Genomic DNA, 21178 nt, shown 5'->3' on the forward strand with positions numbered 1-21178 from the left:
GCCGGACAGGTTCGGCGCGATGAAGCGGCCACCCTCGGGAACCGGCCGGCGAGGCTCTCCCGGCCGGCCTCCGCCCCCAAGTCAGCCCTGTGAGGCCGACTTGGGAGTTCTTTACCTTTCTAGATCCTTGTCGCGCCTGTCCGGTGGCTATATGTTGCGCGGAAACGTTCAGAGGCGTTCGTTTTTGTGTCGTTCTATATCTCGAACGGCCTTTTGGGGGCAGGAATGTGACAGGTTGTCAACAAAACACGACATCGTGGAACGCTCCTAGGCCCCCCGCCCTACGTGGCACCGAAGCGCGGCCCATCCATGCCCGTCCGGTGCGCACGGCCCCCAGCTCCTTCTCCGGCTCGTTCCCCGACCCACTTCGGCCAGGCGCCGTCCCGTACGGAAGACACGTCCAGCCGTACCGCTTGCCGCCCGGTACCCGGCGGCGGAGCGGGCCTGCCGGCACCTGGCACCTCGCATCTCCGCCACACCGCTCACACCAACCAACCCGCTCGTGCGCCGAAGCCGTGGCGATGGAGCCACGCCCAGGAGGACCGACCCATGCCTGACATCCTGCGTCTGCCCGACAGACACATCAGACGGATGGCGGCCGCCGCCGCTGTGTTCCTCGTGCTCGCCATGCTCTGCGGGCGGTTCCCGTCCACCGCGTACGCCGCCACCAACACCGCGATCACGGTGGACGGCGCCAGCAGCGGTCGTACCTTCGACGGCATCGGAGCGATCAGCGGCGGGGGCGGCAACAGCCGCCTGCTGTACGACTACCCGGCCACTCAGCGCAGCGAGATCCTGGACTACCTGTTCAAGCCCGGCTACGGCGCGTCCCTGCAGATCTTCAAGGTGGAGATGGGCGGCGACACCAACTCGACCGACGGCGCCGAGGCCAGCTTCCAGCACACCAAGGGCACGATCGACTGCAACGCCGGTTACGAGTGGTGGCTGATGGAGCAGGCCAAGGCCCGCAACCCCAGCATCAAGCTCTACGCCATGCCCTGGGGCGCCCCCGGCTGGGTCGGCAGCGGCAGCTTCTACAGCCAGGACATGGTCGACTACTACATATCCTGGCTGGGCTGCGCCAAGCAGCACGGGCTGACCATCGACTACGTCGGCGGCTGGAACGAGCACGTCTACAACGCCTCCTGGTACGAGAGCCTGAAGTCCGCCCTGATCTCCAACGGCTACACCTCCACGAAGCTGGTCGGCGGCGACAACTGGGGCACCAACGCCTGGACCGTCGCCACCGCCATGAAGAGCGACAGCGCCCTCTACGACGCCGTGGACGTCGCCGGCGCCCACTACCCGTGCGGCGGAATCTCCGCGATGACCACCTGCACCTCCACCAGCGACGCCCAAACCCTCGGCAAGCCGATCTGGGCCAGTGAGAACGGCTCGCAGGGCGCCGAGATCGGTGCGGCCCCGGTCGCCCGCGCCCTGAACCGCGGCTACATCGACGCCAAGATGACCGCCTACGTCAACTGGCCCATCGCCGCGTCGATCTACAACAACCTCTCCTTCAACTCCACCGGTCTGCTCAGCGCGAACCAGCCGTGGTCCGGCAACTACAGCGTGGGCCGCACCGCGTGGGGCATCGCCCAGACCACCCAGTTCACGTCGCCCGGCTGGCAGTACCTCGACACGGCCAGCGGCTACCTCGGGGGCGACCGGGCGAACGGCAGCTACGTCAGCTACGCCTCGGCCGACAAGAGCGCCTGGAGCACGGTCTTCGAGACGATGGACGCGTCCGCGTCGCAGACGGTCACCCTGAACGTCGCGGGCGGTCTGCCCAGCGGCACCCTGCACGTGTGGTCCACCGACCTCTCGCAGCCCAGCGCGGACAACCCGCGCATGGTGCAGAACGCCGACCTGACAGCCAGTGGCGGCACCTACACCCTCACCCTCGCCCCCGGCCACGTCTACACGGTGACCACCACCACCGGTCAGGGCGCCGGCAGCACCACGCCGCCGCAGCGTTCCCAACTGGCGCTGCCGTACTCGGATTCCTTCGCCAGTTACAGCACCGGCCAGGAGGCGAAGTACCTCGCCACCATGAACGGCGCCTTCCAGGCCGCAGCCTGCGCCGGCGGCCGCAGCGGCCAGTGCCTGCGCCAGATGGCCACCACCACGCCGATCAGCTGGGTCGACCAGCCCGGCCCCCAGCCCTACACCGTCATGGGCGACCTGGGCTGGAGCAACTACACCGTCAGCTCCGACGTGCTGCTGGAGAAGAGCGGCAGCGCCGCAGAGATCCTCGGACGCGTCGGCACCCAAGCCACCAACAACGGCGGGCTCAACGCCTACCACCTGCGGCTCTCCGACACCGGCGCCTGGTCGCTGCTGAAGTCGAACAGCTCCTGGACGTGGACCACCCTGGCGAGCGGCACAGTGACCGCGCCCGGCACCAACACCTGGCACAACCTGGCCCTGACCTTCCAGGACAGCACCATCACCGCGAAAATCGACGGCACAACGGTCGGCACGGTCACCGACAGCAGCTACAGCGGCGGCCAGGTCGGCCTCGGCACCGCCGGCTACTACCCCGTCCAGTACTCCAACCTGTCCATCACCCCCGGTACGGTGCCCGACCTCTCCGGTACGTACGAGATCGTCAGCGTCCGAAGCGGCAAGGCGCTGGACGCGATCGGAGCCGCCACCACCAACGGCACCCTCATCGACCAGTGGTCCTACAGCGGAGGCACCCACCAGCAGTGGAAGCTGGCCCGCAACAGTGCCGGTTACTACGCCATCACCGGCGTCGGAAGCGGCAAGGCCCTGGACATCAGCCACGCCACCACCTGGCCGGGCACCCAGTTGGAGTTGTGGACCTCCACAGGCAGCCCGAACCAGCAGTGGCAGATCGCCCCGACGGACAACGGCAGCTACCTCATCGAGTCCCGTCTGGACGGCTACCGGCTCGACGTCTACAACAACTCCACCACCAACGGAGGGATCGTCGACACCTGGCCCGCCGGAGGCACCGCCAACCAGCAGTGGACCCTGGTGAAGGTCTCCTGACCGCCTGACAGTTAGATCCCCGATCAAGGGAGGGGCCTGGCCGACGCCGGTCGGTCCCTCCCGGAATCGCGAGGTCCTGGCACAGGCACGGTGAAGGCGAGGGTCGCGCTCGCAACCGTCGCCGGTCGGCTCGGATTTACCGCCGACCTGGGTGACCATCCGTCACAAAGCGGTGAGACTACCCAGCCTGTCGCATCGTCAGGTGGCAGGCAGTTGGGGACGGCTCGGCAGCCCGTTGGGCTGCCCGGTCGGCCCTACGCAAGCGTGCGCAGGGCCGACCGCACGACGTCGTCGGCGTCCGGTGAGTCAGCCCGCGGCGGTGTTGTAGTTGACGATTCGCTCAACGAGGAGGGCGACCGCACCGGCCAGTGGGCTGTCCGCCCCTTTGCCCACCACGTCGGGCAGCCGGTGTGCCTCCTCCTCGGTGACGGCCACCATGCCCCAGAACGCGTTGAAGCGGGACGGCTCCGCCGGCTTGTCGGTGGCCTCTCCGACGGTGACGACGCCGTCTCGCTCCTCCACGGCCAACGCGCCCATGTGCCGCAGGATGTCAGGATCCCGCTCTTCGGCGGCCACGACGCTCCAACCCGCCACCCCTGTCTGTCGCAACGCGGCGAGAAGACTGCCGGCACTGCCCGCGCCGGAGACGACGATGTCGGGCAGGACGAGGGCCACCGGCCCGTGCGTCATCGGCAGCGCCGACCTGATCGCGCCGTCGAGATCCGGTTCCAACGCCTGGTCCTGGTAGACGAAGACCAGTTGAAAGATCTCGGCGTAGCGCGCGAGATAGCTCACGGTGTCCAGTTTGTGTGTCCCGAACACGACGACGAGGCGCACGGTGAGTCCGCTTTCGGCCAGTTCGACAACGGGCGCCAGGCTGCGGTCCAGCACGGTGACCCCGGGAGCCAGACAGTGCAGCTCTTTCGCGTAGATGGCTCCGAAGCGGGTTCCGAATCCGGCGCAGGGCAGGATGATCGAAACATCAGGGACGGGCGCGGACGAACTGTGCATTGAGTGGCCCTCAGGTTGAGTTGACGATCAGGAACCTTGCGGGCTTCGTCGGCCGCGGATACGGGTGCGGGCGGCCCGAAGGCCGAGGTCACACCATCGGTCTGGAAGGAACGCCGGTGCTCACCGTAGCCACCGAGCACGGCTCCACGCGAGAGGGCACGTTGATCAAAGAGATCGTCCGCCGGGGGCTTTGTTGAAGGTTTGCCATTGCTTGCAGAGGCCGAAATCAGCATCGAGATCGCTGAGTTGACCCGAGAGGGACGGATCAACCGACACTATGGGACTGTTACCTGACCGGCGTTGACCGCTTCCAACTCCCGTACGACGGCACCGATGTGACCACGCGTCCGTGCGAAGGCAAGCCGTGAACGGGCCCTCGGCAGCCCTGTGTTCGGGACTACCGTCGGCCCTCAGCACCACGCGTCCCTTCAGTAACACGCCCCCGTACACTGCTGTCTCGCACCCGCCACGACAGACGTAGCGCCGTCAACGAAGACCGCTCGAAGCCCGGGCGGGCACGGGCCGGAACGCCGGAACGTACGGGAAGTCAGAGCGAAAGAGGACACCGAATGCGGGTGCTGCTATCCACGTACGGGACGCGTGGCGATGTCGAACCACTGGTGGCACTCGCGGTGCGGCTACGTGAACTCGGCGCTGAGGTACGGATGTGCGCCCCGCCGGACGAGGAGTTCGCGGAGCGGCTGGCAGGGCTCGGGGTGCAACTCGTGCCGGTCGGGCCGCCGGTGAGGGAGTTGATGCGTGGGACGACTCTGCCGTCGGCGGCGGATCTGTCGCGCTACCGGACCGAGATGGTCGGCACACAGTTCGACATCTTCCCTGCGGCACTCGACGGATGCGACGTGATGGTGGCGGCCGGCCTGGCGCAGATCGCCGCGCGGTCCGTGGCCGAAGCCGCGGGCGTCCGCTACGTGTACGCGAGCTATTCGGCGGTCAACCTGCCGTCTCCGCATCATGCGCCGCCCCCGCGTCCTGGCTGGCCGGCGCCTGAGGCGACCGACAACCGGACGCTGTGGGAGCTGGACGCGCAGAACGTGAACGCGCAGTTCGCCGAGCCGCTCAACGGCCGCCGGGCGTCGATCGGCCTGCCGCCGGTGGACAACGTCCGCGACCACGTCGTCACCGACCGGCCGTGGCTGGCGGCTGACCCGGTGCTGGGACCGTGGCACGAGACCCCGGGCCCCGACGTGACGCAGACGGGGGCATGGACCCTGCCGGACGAACGCCCGCTCCCCGCCGAGCTGGTGACGTTCCTGGACGCGGGCGCGCCGCCCGTCTATGTGGGCTTCGGCAGCATACGTCCGTCGCCGGACATCGCCCGCAGGGCCGTCGAGGCGGTCCGCGCCCAGGATCACCGGGTACTCGTCTCCCGCGGCTGGGCGGAGCTCGACCTGGTCGACGGCCGGGACGACTGCTTCACCATCGGCGAGGTCAACCACCAGCGCCTGTTCGGCAGGGTGGCCGCCGTCGTACACCACGGCGGCGCGGGCACCACGCTGACGGCCGCCCGGGCGGGTGCGCCGCAGGTCGTGGTGCCTCTCCAGTTGGCGGACAACCCGTACTGGGCGGGCCAGGTGGCAGACCTGGACATCGGAGCGGCCCTCGACAGTCCGACTCCGACCATGGAGTCCCTGAGCATCGCGTTCAAGACGGCCCTGGCGCCCGAGACCCGCGCGCGGGCCCAGGCCCTGGGCGGCAAGCTCCGCACCGATGGAGCGGCCGTGGCCGCGAACCTGCTGCTCGCCGCCGTCCGGTGAGCGAGGCCGGCCCCGCCCGCCGACCCTGGATGACGCGAGCGGGCACGAGCGCCGAGGCCGAGGAAGAGCACTCCGACTGAGCGGGCGCAAAGGAGTCTCCGTCGGCGTGAATCCGACGGGGACTCCTTCGGCCAACCCGCGTTGCCGCTCGGCGCTCTTTCACCCCGGACGTGGTCGGCTGCTAGCGTCCCGGCGCATGGATGACGGCGTGTACGTGGGAAATGCGGGCAAGGACGCGGCATTGGACCGGGGATGGTTGCTCGGGCACTTCAAGGAGCCCGGCGGTCCTCGGCATAGTGACGCGGTCGAGGTGAAATGGGGCGTCCATCCTCGCGGCGACCGGCGAGCACAGTGGGTGAAGGGCGAACTACGTACAGCTCTTCTGGTGCTTATCTCGGGCCGGTTCCGTATGGAGTTCCCCGGGCGCAGTGTGCTGCTGGAAGAACAAGGCGACTATGTCATGTGGGGTCAGGGAGTGGACCACTCCTGGGTGGCGGAGGATGAGTCCGTCGTACTGACCGTGCGATGGCCGTCCGTGCCTGGATATGCCGTATCGCAGGAGGAAGAGCGGCCGAGTTCCTAGTTCCAGTTCCTGGCGCCGAGTGCGGCCTCGCCCGTCATTCCGGCCGGTGTCGTGACGCCGGGGTCACCCTTGACGCGCCACCGGCCGCCGGAATATGAGGCCTTCTTTACCCGTAATGGTGTTTCGCAGCGCTCCAGCGGAGAAAGCGGGACGTTGTGGAACCCTTTCCTCCTGTATGTCAGTTTCATGTGACTCTTTTTCGGTGTGGGCCTTCTGTCGGATGTTGCAGAATGTCGAGTATTGACATGCGCTGAGCCCGTGATCGATGATTACGGCGGTGTCACGCAGTTCGGGCGGAAATCGGGAGTGAGTAAGAAAGCGATGTGACGGGTAATTGGTTGGCGATTCCGGGAATCGAATTATCGAATCCCCGGGCCGCTTTCGACCACCTCGCCCCGCGGGCCCGCCCCTTCACCAACGACCTGACATGTGCCCCGTCTCCCGGTGAATGCTGCCCGGTGGCGGCACCCCGCATATCCCGTCCGCCGGCCTCGCGCCCCCCTCCCCATGAAGCCCGCTCGACGGTGAGCGCACCCCCCTCCCCACGAAGCCAGCTCGACGGTGAGCACATCCTGTTCGGGGCCGTCGGCAGTCCAGTGATCCCGGCCTGTCACGCCCGATGTCACCCCAGCCCCACACCGATGGGAAGGCCAGGTACCGCCGGTGCCCCACACCCCCCACCCCGTCCCCACGCCCCGCGCGTCCACCGAAACGGCCACGGACGACAGCGAGCGGGCGCCGCGCATCCAGCCCGCCTCCTTCGCCCAGCAGCGACTGTGGTTCCTGGCCCAACTCCCGGGCGCGAACGCCGCGTACAACGAGACGATCGCTTTCTCGCTGACGGGCCCGCTCGACGGCGAGGTACTGAACCGCGCCTTCGATGCTCTGACCAATCGTCATGAGACGTTGCGGACACGGCTGGTGGCCACGGAAGGGGACGTGCGCCAGCACATCGACCCGCCCGGCGCGGGATTCTCCCTGACCTTCGAGAACGTCGCCGCCGACGCCGACCCCGACGCGCTGTTGGCGGCCCGTCAACTCGACGAAGCGCAAAGGCCGTTCGACCTCCAAGCCGGGCCGCTCGGACGCGGCCGCCTTCTCACCCTGGGGCCCGAGCGCCATGTGCTCCTGCTGACGTTCCATCACAGCATCTACGACGGCGTCTCGATGAACGTCATGATGGACGAACTCGGCCAACTCTACGAGGCGTTCGCGACAGGCGCCCCGGACACCCTGCCGCCGCTCGCGGTGCAGTACGCGGACCACGTGCGCGCCCAGCGCGAAGCCGTACTCGGCGCCCAGGAGGAGTACTGGCGGCGCGCGCTCCAGGACGCGCCGCCCGTCCTGGAACTGCCCACCGACCGTCCACGGCCCGCGGAACAGCGATACGAGGGCGGGCGGGCCGAGTTCAACCTCGATGCCGACGTCACGGCCGGGTTGCGCGGCCTTGCCCGCCGGCACGGAGCCACCCCCTACGTAGCGGTGCTGGCGGGCTGGGCCATCCTGCTGTCACGTCTTTCCGGGCAGGACAACATCGTTGTCGGCAGCCCGTTCGCCAACCGACGCGGCCCGGGAGCGGCCGGCATCATCGGATTCCTCGTCAACTCCCTGCCGCTGCGCATCGATCTGTCCGGTTCCCTCACCGCCTCCGAGGCCCTCACCCGGACCCGCGCCGTCGTACGTGAGGCACTCGCGCACCAGGACCTGCCCTTCGAGCGCATCGTCGAACTGGTCAACCCGCCGCGCAGCGCCTCCCGCACACCGCTGTTCCAGACCATGCTGGCCTGGCAGCCCGACCGCCGGGGCCTGCTGCACCTGCCAGGAGTCGAGGCCGAGCCGTTGCCGATCGCCGAGGCGCCCGCCAAGTTCGATGTCGCTGTGGTTGCGATCGAGTCCGAGGGCCGTATCACCGGGCACCTGGACTACGCGACGGCCCTTCTCGACCCCGCGACCGCCCAGCGGTGGGCCGGCTATCTGCAGCTTCTGCTCGCCGACATGGTCCGCCACCCCGAACGGGACATCCACGCCTTGGAGTTGATGGACCCCCAGGAACGCCGACGGGTGCTGCTCGACGGTGACGCCACGCAGACAGAGGCCCCGGGGTCCGCCTTGGGGGCGGCGTCCGGACTCGTCGAACTCTTCGAGAACCAGGTCCGTGAACGGCCCGAGCAGACCGCCGTCGTCGACCGCGACCGCTCACTGGACTACGCCACACTTGACCGTCGCGCCAACCACCTCGCGCACGCCCTCGTCGCCCGCTCCGTCCGCCCCGGCGACGTGGTCGGCCTGCACGCCAAGCGGTCCTGCGACCTGACCGTCGGCATCCTGGGCATCCTCAAGGCGGGCGCCGCCTACCTCCCGCTCGACCCGGGCCAGCCCGCCGAACGCCTCGCGAACATGGTCGAGGACGCGGCCTGCCCCCTCGTGCTGAGCGACCACGACAGCGCGGACCGCGCACCGCGATGGCTCGACCTGAGCGCCGTAGAAGCCGAAGGCGCGAGCCGCCAGGGACCGCCCGCAGACATCGGTCACACGCCGGACCGGCTGGCCTATGTGATCTTCACCTCCGGGTCCACGGGGCGCCCCAAGGGTGTCGCGCTGGAACACCGCAGCGTCCTCAACCTCTTCGCCACCTGGCAGGCCCGCATGGGCGCCGCACCCGGCGAGGCCGGCTCGGCCTGGTCCAGCATCGGCTTCGACGCCTCGATCCACGAACTGCTGCTGCCCCTGACCACCGGCGGCGAACTGCACATCGTCCCCGAGGAGTTGCGCGGCGACCCCGAGGCCCTGCTGGCGTGGATGCGCGAACACGCCGTCACCCAGGCGTTCCTGCCGCCCGCCTACGTCAAGTGGATCGACGAGGACCCCGCCGTACGACTGCGCGGACTCCAACTGCGCACGCTGCTCACGGGAGTCGAGTCGCTCACCGAAGCCGCGCTGCATCGCATGACACAGCACCTTCCCGGCCTGCGGATCTGCTTCGGCTACGGCCCCACCGAGGCGACCCTCTACAGCACCGCCTACTACGACCCCCGCCCGCTGGAGCGACCCTGCCCCATCGGCCGCCCGCTGCCCCACACCCGTATGTACGTGCTCGACGGCCGCATGGAACCCGTCCCGCCCGGCGTGGTGGGGGAGGTGTACCTCGGCGGAGCATCGCTGGCCCGCGGCTATCTGGGCCGCCCCGACCTCACCAAGGAGCGCTTCCTGCCCGACCCGTTCGTGCCCGGCGAACGGATCTACCGCACCGGCGACCTCGCCCGGCGCTCCGCGGACGGCCAGGCCCACTACCTGGGCCGCGCCGACGACCAGGTCAAACTCCGCGGATTCCGGATCGAGCCCGCGGAGGTCGAGGCCGCGCTCATGGCGCTGCCCGGCGTCCGCGAAGCCGCCGTCCTCGTCGACCACGACGCGGCCGGCCAGCCCCGCCTGGTCGCCGGCATCGGCCGGGGCACCGCGCCGGCCCGCACCACCCACGACTGGCGTACCGCCCTCGGCCGCCGGCTGCCCGACTACATGATCCCCGCCGTCTTCCTCGACCTCGACGCCCTGCCGCTCAACCGCAGCGGCAAACTCGACCGGCCCGAACTGCTGCGCCTGGCCCAGGAGTCGACCTCCGACCAGGTCAACACGGCCAGCCCGCGCGACCACGTCGAACACGGCCTGTACCGCATCTGGCAGCGGATCCTGCTCCACCCCGACATCGGTGTCAGCGACAACTTCTTCGAGATCGGCGGCACTTCACTGTCGGCCATCAAGATGGCCCACGCCGTCACCGAGACGTTCGGCCGACGGCTCGCCGTGGGCGAGGTGATGACCCGGCCCACCATCGAGGCACTGGCCGAGCTGCTGCGCGAGGACGGCGCCTCCCGCTCCCCGGGCAGCCTCATCGAGTTCCGCCCCGGCACCGGCCCGCGCGTGGTCTGCGTCCACCCCGCCGGCGGCACCGCCTTCTGCTACCTGCCCCTGGCCACCCTCCTGCCCGAGAGCGTCGGGCTGTACGGCATCCAGTCCCCGGGAGTGAACCCCGGCGAGGAGCTCCTGCCCAGCGTGGAGGCCATGGCCGAGGAGTACCTGAGACTGCTCGAACCCGACGGCGAGGCACCACTCGTCCTGACCGGTCTGTCCTACGGCGGCCTCGTCGCCCACGAGATGGGACGTCTCCTGGCCCGTGCCGGACACCGCGCCGTCAGCGTCGTCCTCCTCGACACCCAGGCCACCGACGATGCGTCCGCACGCGCGGAGATCGGCGCCGTCGACGCGGCCGAGTTCCGCGACAAACTCGTGAGGTTCAACGGGATGTACCCCGGTATCGACGACGCCCAGGTCGACCGCTACTTCCAGCTCTACAACCACAACCGGCTCACCGCCCGCGAACACCTCCCCGCGGCCTCCCCGGCCCGCCTGGTCCTCGCCCAGGCCGTGCCCGACGGCGACGACACGCCCTTCCACGCCGAGGTCCGTGACTTCTGGCGGCGCCGCGCCGAGGGCGACTACCGCGTCGAGACGATGGAGTGCGACCACTGGGAGATCCTGGAGGGCGTCGGAGCGGCCCAGGTCGCCGCTTTGCTCGGCGCCGAACTCGCCCAGCACGAGGCCCAGTTGACACTGTCGATACGGGAGGCGTGATGGAACTGCGCCCCACCCGCACCGACTTCCCGGAACCCGCGAAGTCCGCCTCCCTCGCCGAAGCCGTACTGGAGCAGGCTCGCCGCAGCCCCTCCGCCGTCGCCATCGAGGACGGCGATCGTGTCCTCGACTACACGGAACTCGAACAGGCCGCCGGCCGAGTGGCAAAGCGGCTGCGCGCGGCCGGAGTTCGCCCCGGCCACGCCATCGCCGTCCACCTGCCCCGCTCCTGGCAACTGGTCTGCGTCATGCTCGGCATCCGCCTCGCCGGAGCCACCGTCGTCCCCCTCGACCGACTCAGCCCACCCGACCGCCAGCGGCACATCCTCGACGACTCGGGCGCCGTCGCCGCCGTCCATGACAGCGGACACGCGCCCCAACTGCCGCAGCACGTAACGCCGTTGGATGCCAACCAGCTGCTGACCGGTGACGGGTCCGGCCTGCCCGCCGTGAACGTGGGACAACCCGGCGAAACCGCAACGGCCTTCGTCTTCTACACCTCGGGCAGCACCGGGAACCCCAAGGGCGTCGAGGTCACCGACGCCGGAGTGCTGCGCCTGGGCGAGCCCGGCTTCCTCGACCTGCGGCCCGGCGCGCGCTTCGCCAGCCTGGCCAACCCCGCCTTCGACGCGCTGAGTTTCGAGGTGTGGGTCCCGCTCCTGACCGGCGGCGTCTGCGTCGTGCTCCACGACGACCAGGTGCGCAGCGCGCCCCGACTCGCCGGGGCGCTCGCCGAGCGCCGCGTGGACACGCTGTTCGTCACGGCGGCCCTGTTCAACGCGGTCGTCGAGCAGGCGCCCGACTGCTTCGCCACCACCGCACGGGTATTGATCGGCGGCGAACCGCTGAACGCACGCATCGTCCGCCGCTGGTACGAGACCAACCCCGAAGCCCGCACCGTCCTGCACAACGGGTACGGGCCGACGGAGGCGACGACCTTCGCCCTCTGCCACCCCATCCCACGCGAGTTCGACGGCGACACGGTCCCCATCGGAACCCCGCTCCCCGGCACCGGCATACTGCTGCGCACCGAGGACGAGCGCACCGCCGAGCCGGGCGAGATCGCCGAACTGCTGCTGTCCGGACCGGCGTTGGCCCGCGGCTACCGCAACCTCCCGGAGCAGACTGGCCGGAGCTTCGTAGAACTGCCGGACGAGGACGGCGGCGAACGCCGCTGGTACCGCACCGGCGACCTCGTACGCCAGGACAGCGAAGGCCGGATCTCCTACGTCGGCCGGGCCGACCGCCAGGTCAAGGTGCGCGGCTTCCGCATCGAACCGGGCGAGGTGGAGCGGCAGATCCTGGCCCAACCGACCGTCCGCCAGGCCTACATATGCACCCGCCGCGACGAAGCGAACCGCAGCGAACTGCTCGCCTTCCTCGTCCTCGGCGACGAACTCTCCTACGACGCCTACGACCGTCACCTCGCCGCCGCCCTGCCCTCGTACATGCGCCCCCACCACACATACCTCGTTGCCGAGTTGCCGCGAAACGCCAACGGCAAGGTCGACCAGGCAACCTTGCTGCGTGATGCCGGGACCCCGTGGCGCGGTACGCAGGAGGGTGACGTACCCGTCAGCGCCGAACAACGGCGGGTGCTGGAGGTGGCCGAGAACATCCTCGCCGTCAACGGCCTGCGTCCCGGCGACCGTTGGGCCGCGAGCGGCGGTGACTCGCTGAAGGCGCTGCGCTTCCGCTTCGAGATCCTCAACCGTTTCGCCGTCGACCTGCCGCACGACCTCGTCCTACGGGCCGACTTCGGCGCCCTCGCCGACGCCGTACACGCCCCGGACGCGACTACGGGAGAACACCCACCCGTACCCGCCCCCTCCGGGGAGCCGACCGCACCGGCCACCAGTGAGCAGGAACGCCTCTGGCTCCTGCACCAGCGCGAGCCCGAAAACCGTTCCTACGACGTGCCGTTGGCCTTCCGTGTCGAGGGCCGCGTCGACACGGCGGCCGTGCACCGCGCGGTGCGCACACTGGTGGAACGGCACGTGGCCCTGCGTACCCGGCTGGTCCCCACCCCCGCCGGGCTGCTCCAGCAGGCCGGCGATCCGTACGACCCGTGGCAACACGTCGAAGCACACCCCGGGGAGGAGTGGCAGGACACCGCCGACCGGTTCTTCGACCACCGCTTCGACCTCGGCGACGTCCGGATGCTGCGGGCCGCTTGGGTGGAGCAGCCCGACGGCGGACTGCTCCTGCTGCACCTGCACCACGTCGCCGTGGACGGCTGGTCGCTCAACCTCCTTCTCCGCGACCTGACCGACGCCTGCAACGGCGGTGGCGTCCGGCCGTCGGCTGCCCTCACACCCTTGGACTTCGCGCGCTGGCAACGCAGTTGGCACACGACCCCCGCCTACGAGGACCGTCGAGCCCGGCTGCGCGCCCACTACGGCCGCGACGGTGAACCATCCCCAGCGCTGCCGACGCCCGACGCGCCACGAGCCCGCCTGTTGCGCACCTCGCTCGACATGGTCCGCCGCAGCGCTCTGGACCGTCGTGCCGCACAACTCGGCCTGACACGCTTCCAGTTGCTGGTGTCCGCGTTCGCCGCGAGCCTCTACGGCGTGACCGGCCAAGGTCGTCCGCTGGTCGCCACGCCGGTGGTGAACCGGCCCCGCCCCGAATTCGCGGACACGGTCGGCATGTTCGCCAACACCGTGCTCCTGGACCTGCCGTTGGAGCCGCACCGCTCACTGGACGCTCAGCTCTCGGCTCACTCCGCTGCCGTTGGCGCCGTGCTCCAGGACCAGGAGGTCGCCCTCGCCGACGTCCTCGCGGACCGCGCCTTCCGCGAACGAACCCCCTTGTTCGACTACCTGTTCGTCCTGGAGAACACCGACTTCTCGGCACTGCGCCTCGACGGCTGCGAGGTGCGGCCACTGTGGCCCGAGCCGCTCGGTGCCAAGTGCGCCCTCACGCTGTCGGTCGTGGAGCACGAGGGCGGGTTCGACTGCCTGTGGGAGTACCGCGACGACATCGGCGCCGAACGCACCCAGGCCGCGGCCCGCCTCTTCCGCCGGACCCTCGACCACCTGACCGGTGACACGGACATCACCTTGCGCGAGCTGGTCGCCGACTACCGCCGTACCCTGCCCGACCACGGCCAAGGGCCCACCCGCGCACCGGACTTCACCACCGTCGCAGACGGCTTCGCCCGGCAGGTGGCCCGCACTCCGCACGCCCCGGCCGTCACCACCGGCGAGACCACCCTCACCTACGCCGAACTCGACGCACAGGCGGCCGAGTTGGCGGCCTCACTCGGCACCCGCCTCCCGGCCGATCCCGCCGCACGGGCGGCCGTGGCGCTCTACCTCCAGCCCTCCGTCGAGCATGTCGTGGCGCTCCTGGCGGCGGCCCGCCTCAACCTCACCGTCGTACCCCTCGACCCCGCCTACCCGCCGCCCCTGCTGAGGCATGTGCTCGACCAGGCCGACCCGTTGTGCGTCCTCGTGACACCCGAGGACGAGCACGTCCTCGACGCGATCGCGCCACCGTCCCTGCCCCGGCACATCCTCACCCTCGCCGACACCCCCACCGCGGTACTCCAACTGCCCACGCACCAGGGGCTGCGCCCGCTCTACACCCTGTTCACGTCCGGTTCGACCGGCACTCCCAAAGGCGTCCAGGTCACCGACCGGACGCTGTGCAATCTGCTGACCTGGCAGCGCACCGACGGCGGGCTGAGCGGGCCCGCCGTCACCCAGCAGTTCTCCATGCTGTCCTTCGACGTCTCCTTCCAGGAGATCTTCACGACCCTGTGCTCCGGCGGCCTGCTGCGCCTGGTGGAGCCCGGCTGGCGGCACGATGTCCCGTCGCTGCTGCGGGAGTTGGAGACCGGGGGAGCGGAGCGGATCTTCCTGCCGTACGTCGCTCTGCAACTGCTCGCCGAACACGGGCTACGCACGTGGCGGTTCCCGTCCCGGCTGTGCGAAGTCGTCACCGCCGGCGAGCAGTTGGTGTGCACCGACGCGATCCGCCGCTGGTTCGCCGGTCTGCCGGACGCCCGGCTGTTCAACCACTACGGGCCCACCGAGACCCACGTCGTCAGCGGCCTGTGCCTCGACGGCGACCCCGCCGCCTGGCCGCTGCGCCCCGCGATCGGGCGGCCGGTGGCGAACGCCGTCCTACGTGTCGTCGACGAGGGTGGTCTGCCCGTCCCGACCGGTGTCACCGGCGAGTTGCTGATCGGCGGTGTCATGGCCAACCGCTGCTACGTCGGCGTCGGCGACGACACGCCGAACCGCGACCGCTTCACCGACGACCCGGACCTCGGGACGTTTTACCGCACCGGCGATCTGGCCCGGTTCGACGCGCAGGGGCTACTCCACTACGCGGGCCGCGACGACAGTCAGGTCAAACTCGGCGGATTCCGGCTGGAGTTGGGGCAGGTAGAGGCCGCGTTGCTGCAGTATCCCGGTGTGACCCACGCGGTCGCGGCGGTGGAGGGCGGGCAGCTGGTGGCGTGCCTGCAATGCCGGGGCGGCGACCCCGATCCGGCCGAACTCGCGGACCATCTGGCCGGGTTACTGCCGGCCTACGTGCGCATCAGCCGTTTCCGCCGCCTCACGGAGCTGCCGCGTACGCCGAGCGGCAAGCTGGACCGCCGGGCCGCGCACACCGCCCCCGGCCGGGAGCTGCGCCCCGTCGACGCGACCGCCCCGGCCGTCTCACCGCTCGAAGGACGGCTGGCCACACTGTTCGAGACGGTGACCGGCAAGGCCATCGGCGTGGAACAGCGGTTCTTCGACGCCGGCGCCACCAGCCTGGACCTGATGCGCTTCCAGCTCCGCTGCGCCGGCGAGGACGAACTCGCCTTCACCGTCCCGGAGTTGTTCGAGCACGTCAGCCTCCGCGCGCTGGGCCGCCTTGTGGAAGGACGCGCATCGGAGGGCGCCGTCACGACCCCCGTCATCGCCGAATCCCCACCGCCGCCGGGGGAACGGGCCGAGGAACCCATCGCCGTCATCGGGATGGCCGTACGCCTGCCTGGCGCCCCTGACCTGGCCGCCTTCTGGGACCTGGTGGTCTCCGGCCGCCGGGGCATCGAGCACTTCCCTACGACGGACGGCCAGGTCGGCGCCCGCAGCCAGTTGGCAGGGATGCTCGACTTCGACCCGGGCCGCTTCACGATCAGCCCGCACGAGGCCCGCCTGATGGACCCCCAACAGCGGCAGCTCCTGATGAACTGCGTCGAGGCACTCGCCCACGCGGGCATCGGGGACCCGACGGCCCGCCGGGTCGGACTCCTCGCCGCCTGCGGGGAGAACACCTACTTCCAACGCATGCTGCGGGAGGCGGAGTCGGCCGAACTGCCCGACACCTTCCGGCTCGCGCTGCACCACGAGAAGGACTTCCTGGCCACCAAGGCCGCCTACCACCTCGGCCTGACCGGACCCGCCTTCACCGTGCAGTCGGCGTGCTCCAGCTCGCTCGTCGGCGTGCATGTCGCCGCCGGGCTGCTCCGGCAGGGCGACGCCGACGTGATGCTCGTCGGCGGTGTCCTCGTCGACACCGAACTGACCGACGGCTACACCTACCGGCCGCAGCACATCTTCTCCCCGGACGGCCACTGCCGGCCCTTCAGCGCGGACGCCGCCGGCACCGTCGGGGCCAGCGGAACCGGCGTCGTCGTCCTCAAGCCGCTCGCCGCCGCCCGCCGGGACGGGGACACCGTCTACGCCGTCGTCACCGGCTCGGGCATCAACAACGACGGTTCGGACAAGCTCAGTTACAGCGCCCCCGCCCTGGCCGGGCAGCGAGCCGCGATCCGCACCGCCCTGCACCGCAGCGGCCGTAGCGGCGCCGATCTCGGCTATGTGGAGGCGCACGGCACCGGCACCCGCCTCGGGGACCCGGTGGAGGCGGCCGCGCTGCGCCAGGCGTACGGACTGGCGGACGACGCGCGCGTCGCGCTGTCCTCCGTGAAGAGCCAGATCGGACACCTGGGCGCCGCTGCGGGCGTTGTGGGAATGGTGCGGGCCGTGCTCGCCGTGCACCACGGGATCGTTCCGCCCACGGCGGACTTCGACCGGCTCAACCCCGAGATCGACGAAGGCCCGTTCCGCATACCGGTCGTGGCCGAACCCTGGCCGCAGGACGGGCCACGGGTGGCCGCCGTCAGCAGCTTCGGCATCGGCGGGACCAACGCCCATCTGCTCCTCGAACAGCCGGATGCAGCGCAAGTTGCCCATGCCGCGCGCGAGTTGGTGCCGTGCCTGGTCCTGTCCGGCAGTTCCGAGACCGCCGTGCGCGCGGACGGACGTCGAATCGCCGCATACCTGAGGGCGCGTCCCGACACCTATCCGCAGGTCCTGCACCACCTTCAGGCCGGACGGCCCGCGCTCGGCCACCGGGCGGCGGAGGTCTGCCCGGACGCCGGCTCCGCCGTCGCATGGCTCGAAGCGCTCTCCGACATCACGGCGCCGCACCCGCAGACCGGCAGCCCGACCCGGGACCAGGACCCCCGTGCCCTCGCCGAGGCATGGACGGCCGGGCACACCCTCGTATGGCCCGAGGGTCCCGCCTCCGCACCCTGGGACTTCCCGCCGCCCGCCTTCGAGACGGCGGAGTACGACTTCGCGCGTACGTCCGTAGCGGCCCCGGCCGGTGTGTCCGCGCCGTCGGCCGGCCCGCCGCGACTGCCCGCCGACCGGTGGCTGCACCAGCCGCAGTGGACACGGTTGCGCCGCGCCCGCACCGGCGTTCACGAACCGCGGCGCACCGCCGTGGTGGTCAGAGATGCGCGCGGCGAGTCGTGGCGGTTCCTGGAGCGGCACTACGCCCGGGTGGTGACCGTGCGCGCCGGGAAGGCCTTCGCCCGTCTCGACGAGGACCGTTACGAGGCCGATCCCGCCGACTCCGCGCAACTGGCCGCCCTGCTGGAGCGGGTCACCCGCTCCGGCGGCCCCGGGGTCGACTGGCTGCATGCGCTGCCGCTGGCCCTCGACGGCAACCTCGATGAACACGCCCTGGAAGCCGCCCAGTTGGCCTGCCTAGACACCGTCGCGGCGCTCGCCCGCGCTCTGGCCGACGTCCCGGACGCCGTACGGCCACGCGCCTGGTTGCTGTCCCACGGAGCGCAGCCGGTCACCGGCCCCGTCCGCACCCCTGAGGCGGGCCTGCTCGCCGCCGCCCTCGAAGTGCCCCGGCAGGAACTGGGCGTGGCCCTGCGCTGGACCGACCTGCCCGGACCCCGCCCGGCCGACTGGGCGGCACACCTGCCCGACCTGCTCCTGGACGACACGATCACCGAATCGGCGACCGCTCTGCGCGACGGCTTCTGGTGGCAGAGCACGCTCCAACCGGTTCCGGGCCTCAACTCCCCGCCGAACGCAGTCCGTTCGGCCGCCCCCGGAACCCACCTGGTGCTCGGCGGCACCGGAGGCATCGGTGCCACCCTGGCCGCCCGCCTCCTGGAGCACCCCGGCAACCGCGTCGTCCTCGTCGCCCGAGGGACCGACACACCGCCCGCGCTACGGCCGTACCAGGGCCGCGTCACGCTGGTGCGGGCCGACCTCGCAACGGACGAACTGACCACGGTCGCCGACTGGTTGGCCCCGCACCTTGACGGCCTCGCCGGCATCGTCCACGCCGCGGGCACAGCCGCCGGCGGACTTCTCGCCCGCCGCGACCCCGCAACCTCGCGCCGCGCCATGGCCGCAAAACTGCGCGGTGCCCTGCTCGTCGAACGGCTCATCGCCGAGCACGACCCCGACTACGCGGCCTACTGTTCGTCAATGGCGGCCCAGTTCGGGGGAGTTGGACAGTTCGACTACGCAGCGGCCAACGCCTGCCTTGACGCCTACGCCCACCACGCGCCGCCCGGCGACGACGCGACCACCGTCCGTATGAGCATCGGCTGGGACGCCTGGCGGGACGTCGGCATGGCGCAGCACGCCCTGACCGCTGACGCCCGCCACCAGGAACACCTCAAGGTGGCGCTCACCCCCGAGGACGGTGCCGCGGTCTTCGAACGCGCCCTGTACCTGCAGTTGCCCCACCTGATGGTCAACACCACGCCCTTGGCGGAGGCTCGCTACTTCTATGAGCCGGTTCCCGCTGCACGACCGGCACCCTCCGCACACCCCGTATCTTCCGCGCACCCCGCACACAGCGACCCCACGGCCGAACTCACCGAGATCCTGGTCGACTTGCTCGGGCTGGACACCGTCGACCCGGAGGCCCCGCTGTACGACCTCGGCGCCGACTCGCTCACCCTGCTGGAACTCATCGACGAGGTGAAGCGCCGCTACGGCACCGACATCGACCTGGCCCGGCTGAGCCACCGGGTGAGCCTCACCGAGATCCTCGGCCACCTCGGCAACCTCGACACCGGCACTCGCGCGTCCGCCGCCGGAGTGGACGTGGAGGTGTGGCAGCGCGGACCGGGCCCGGACGTACTGTGCCTGGTCCATCCGGTCGGCGGCGACATCCAGGCCTACCGGCCTCTGGTGGCGGCCCTGCCCGACGAGTTGACCGTCTGCCTCATCGCCGACCCGAAACTACGCGACCCGGCGCAGCCCGCCCGGTCGATCACCGACCGTGCCGCGCACTACCTGGACGCCGTGCGGGCCGCGTTTCCGGACCCGAACTACCGCCTGCGCCTGGCGGGTTGGTCGTTCGGTGCCTGGACTGCCTTGTCCATGGCGGCACTTGCCGAGGCCGACGGCCGACCCGTCGACGCCGTCCACCTCCTCGATCCGCCGCCACCCGGCGCCGGACAACGGCTCGCCGCGTACGACGAACGACAGGTGGACGCCGTGTTCGCCCGCGAGTTGAGCGGCAACGGTGACGGTGGGGGACGGCTGTCGACGTCCGGCCGTGCCTACGCCGAACGCCTCGCGGCCTGCTGCCGGACCAACCTCGCCGCCATGGCCGAGCACCGGCTGCCTCGACTGCACCGGACGCCCGCCGAGGTATGGCTCGCCCGACGCGCCGTAGACGAAGGGATGTTGGCCCCGGAACCGGCCGCCCCCGACGCGTGGGACGCCCATCTGCTCCGTCCCTTCCGCCTCCGCCACGTCGACGCCACCCACTACGAACTCGTCGCGCAACCCCACGTGGAAGCGATCGCCGCCGCGCTCGCAGCGGCGCCACCCCATACAGAAGCCGCCGTCGCCGCGCTGCCCCACCCCGCCGGAAGATCCTGAGGACGTCTCCGTGCGGCACCCCTGCCCACTTTTCGCCCTCACCCCGCCCCCACCGATGCCACGGAGGTCCCTCATGGAGGACTACGCACTCAAGGCCGTCGAGCGGCTCACCACCCGCCCCGCCGATCCCTACGACACCCTGTCCATCGCCCCGATCACCCCGCTGCTGGGCGCCGAGGTCACCGGCCTCGACCTGTCCCAGGAGCTGACACCCCAGCAGGAGAAGGAACTCAAGCACGCGTTCCAGACCCACCACGTCCTCGTCTTCCGCGACCAGGACATCACCCCCGAGGAACACAAGCGGTTCGCGGGCGTCTTCGGCGAACTGCACCCCGTGGCCCTCGCACCCGAGGGATCCGACCCGTACATCCTGGACATCAAGGCGACCAAGGAGTCCAAGGCCGTGGCCGGCAACGGCTGGCACGCCGACGGCACCGCCGACGCCGAACCCTCCCTCGGTTCGCTGCTGTACATCACCACGACCCCCGAGGGCGGCAGCGGCGGCGACACCGTCTTCGCCAACATGCACCTCGCCTACGAACTCCTCTCACCGGCGATGCGGAGCTTCCTCGAAAGCCTCACCGCCGTCCACGACGGAGCCCTGCCCTGGACCGCCGCCGGACAGACCCCGCCGCCCGAGTACGAGGTACCGCGCACCGAACAGCCGGTCGTCCCCCGCCACCCGGAGACCGACCGCAAGCTCCTCTTCGTCAACGCCCCCTACACCTCGCACATCACCCAGCTGTCCCGCGTGGAGAGCGACGCCCTGCTCGACATGCTGTACGCGCACATAGCCCGCACCCCGCTGCTGCACTGCCGGGTCCGCTGGCAGGAGCGCACCCTCGTCCTCTGGGACAACCGCAGCGTCCAACACCACGCCGTCTGGGACTACTTCCCGCACACCCGAGAGGGCCGTCGGATCGCTGTCAACGGCAGTCGCCTGCAGGCCTGACCCGGTTCCCCGCCGGAAGCGACGGTGCCCCCGCCCCGGGCCGGAGACGAAG

General features: G+C 70.5%; 7 protein-coding genes. 6 read left to right on the forward strand and 1 reads right to left on the reverse strand.

Going from position 1 to position 21178, the window contains the following annotated elements; genetic code table 11:
- Positions 1-549: 549 nt before the first annotated feature.
- A complete protein-coding gene (locus tag ACGFY9_RS35720; RefSeq protein ID WP_393761189.1) occupies positions 550-3018 on the forward strand; it encodes an RICIN domain-containing protein in 2469 nt (822 codons plus the stop codon).
- Between the two features lie 306 nt (positions 3019-3324).
- On the opposite strand, the gene ACGFY9_RS35725 is transcribed toward ACGFY9_RS35720, so the two are convergent.
- Complete coding sequence (locus ACGFY9_RS35725; RefSeq protein WP_393761191.1) at positions 3325-4029, reverse strand: hypothetical protein; 705 nt, start codon at positions 4027-4029, stop codon at positions 3325-3327.
- A gap of 569 nt (positions 4030-4598) precedes the next feature.
- Between ACGFY9_RS35725 and ACGFY9_RS35730 the strand changes: the two genes are divergently transcribed.
- The 5 genes from ACGFY9_RS35730 (at position 4599) to ACGFY9_RS35750 (ending at position 21126) form a co-directional block, all read left to right on the forward strand.
- The gene (locus ACGFY9_RS35730) at positions 4599-5804 is read left to right on the forward strand and encodes a glycosyltransferase (RefSeq protein WP_393761193.1); all 1206 of its coding nucleotides are present in this window, start codon (positions 4599-4601) and stop codon (positions 5802-5804) included.
- 196 nt (positions 5805-6000) lie between these two features.
- The gene (locus tag ACGFY9_RS35735) at positions 6001-6387 is read left to right on the forward strand and encodes a signal peptidase I (protein WP_393761195.1); all 387 of its coding nucleotides are present in this window, start codon (positions 6001-6003) and stop codon (positions 6385-6387) included.
- A gap of 663 nt (positions 6388-7050) precedes the next feature.
- Complete coding sequence (locus ACGFY9_RS35740) at positions 7051-11016, forward strand: amino acid adenylation domain-containing protein (RefSeq protein ID WP_393761197.1); 3966 nt, start codon at positions 7051-7053, stop codon at positions 11014-11016.
- Positions 11016-20174, forward strand: coding sequence for an amino acid adenylation domain-containing protein (locus tag ACGFY9_RS35745; protein ID WP_393761199.1), 9159 nt, complete (start codon positions 11016-11018; stop codon positions 20172-20174). The genes ACGFY9_RS35740 and ACGFY9_RS35745 overlap by 1 nt, the downstream gene beginning before the upstream one ends.
- Positions 20175-20247: 73 nt before the next feature.
- On the forward strand, positions 20248-21126 hold the full coding sequence (locus ACGFY9_RS35750) for a TauD/TfdA dioxygenase family protein (RefSeq protein WP_393761201.1): 879 nt from the start codon (positions 20248-20250) through the stop codon (positions 21124-21126).
- Positions 21127-21178: the final 52 nt, after the last annotated feature.

Origin of the sequence: Streptomyces sp. NPDC048504, from assembly GCF_043200035.1 — a bacterium.
Lineage (GTDB): Bacteria > Actinomycetota > Actinomycetes > Streptomycetales > Streptomycetaceae > Streptomyces.

Coding starts and splice junctions, on each gene's coding strand:
- ACGFY9_RS35725 (WP_393761191.1), bottom strand. CDS start 4,029: ATGCACAGTTCGTCCGCGCCCGTCCCTGATGTTTCGATCATCCTGCCC.
- ACGFY9_RS35750 (WP_393761201.1), top strand. CDS start 20,248: ATGGAGGACTACGCACTCAAGGCCGTCGAGCGGCTCACCACCCGCCCC.
- ACGFY9_RS35735 (WP_393761195.1), top strand. CDS start 6,001: ATGGATGACGGCGTGTACGTGGGAAATGCGGGCAAGGACGCGGCATTG.
- ACGFY9_RS35720 (WP_393761189.1), top strand. CDS start 550: ATGCCTGACATCCTGCGTCTGCCCGACAGACACATCAGACGGATGGCG.
- ACGFY9_RS35730 (WP_393761193.1), top strand. CDS start 4,599: ATGCGGGTGCTGCTATCCACGTACGGGACGCGTGGCGATGTCGAACCA.
- ACGFY9_RS35745 (WP_393761199.1), top strand. CDS start 11,016: ATGGAACTGCGCCCCACCCGCACCGACTTCCCGGAACCCGCGAAGTCC.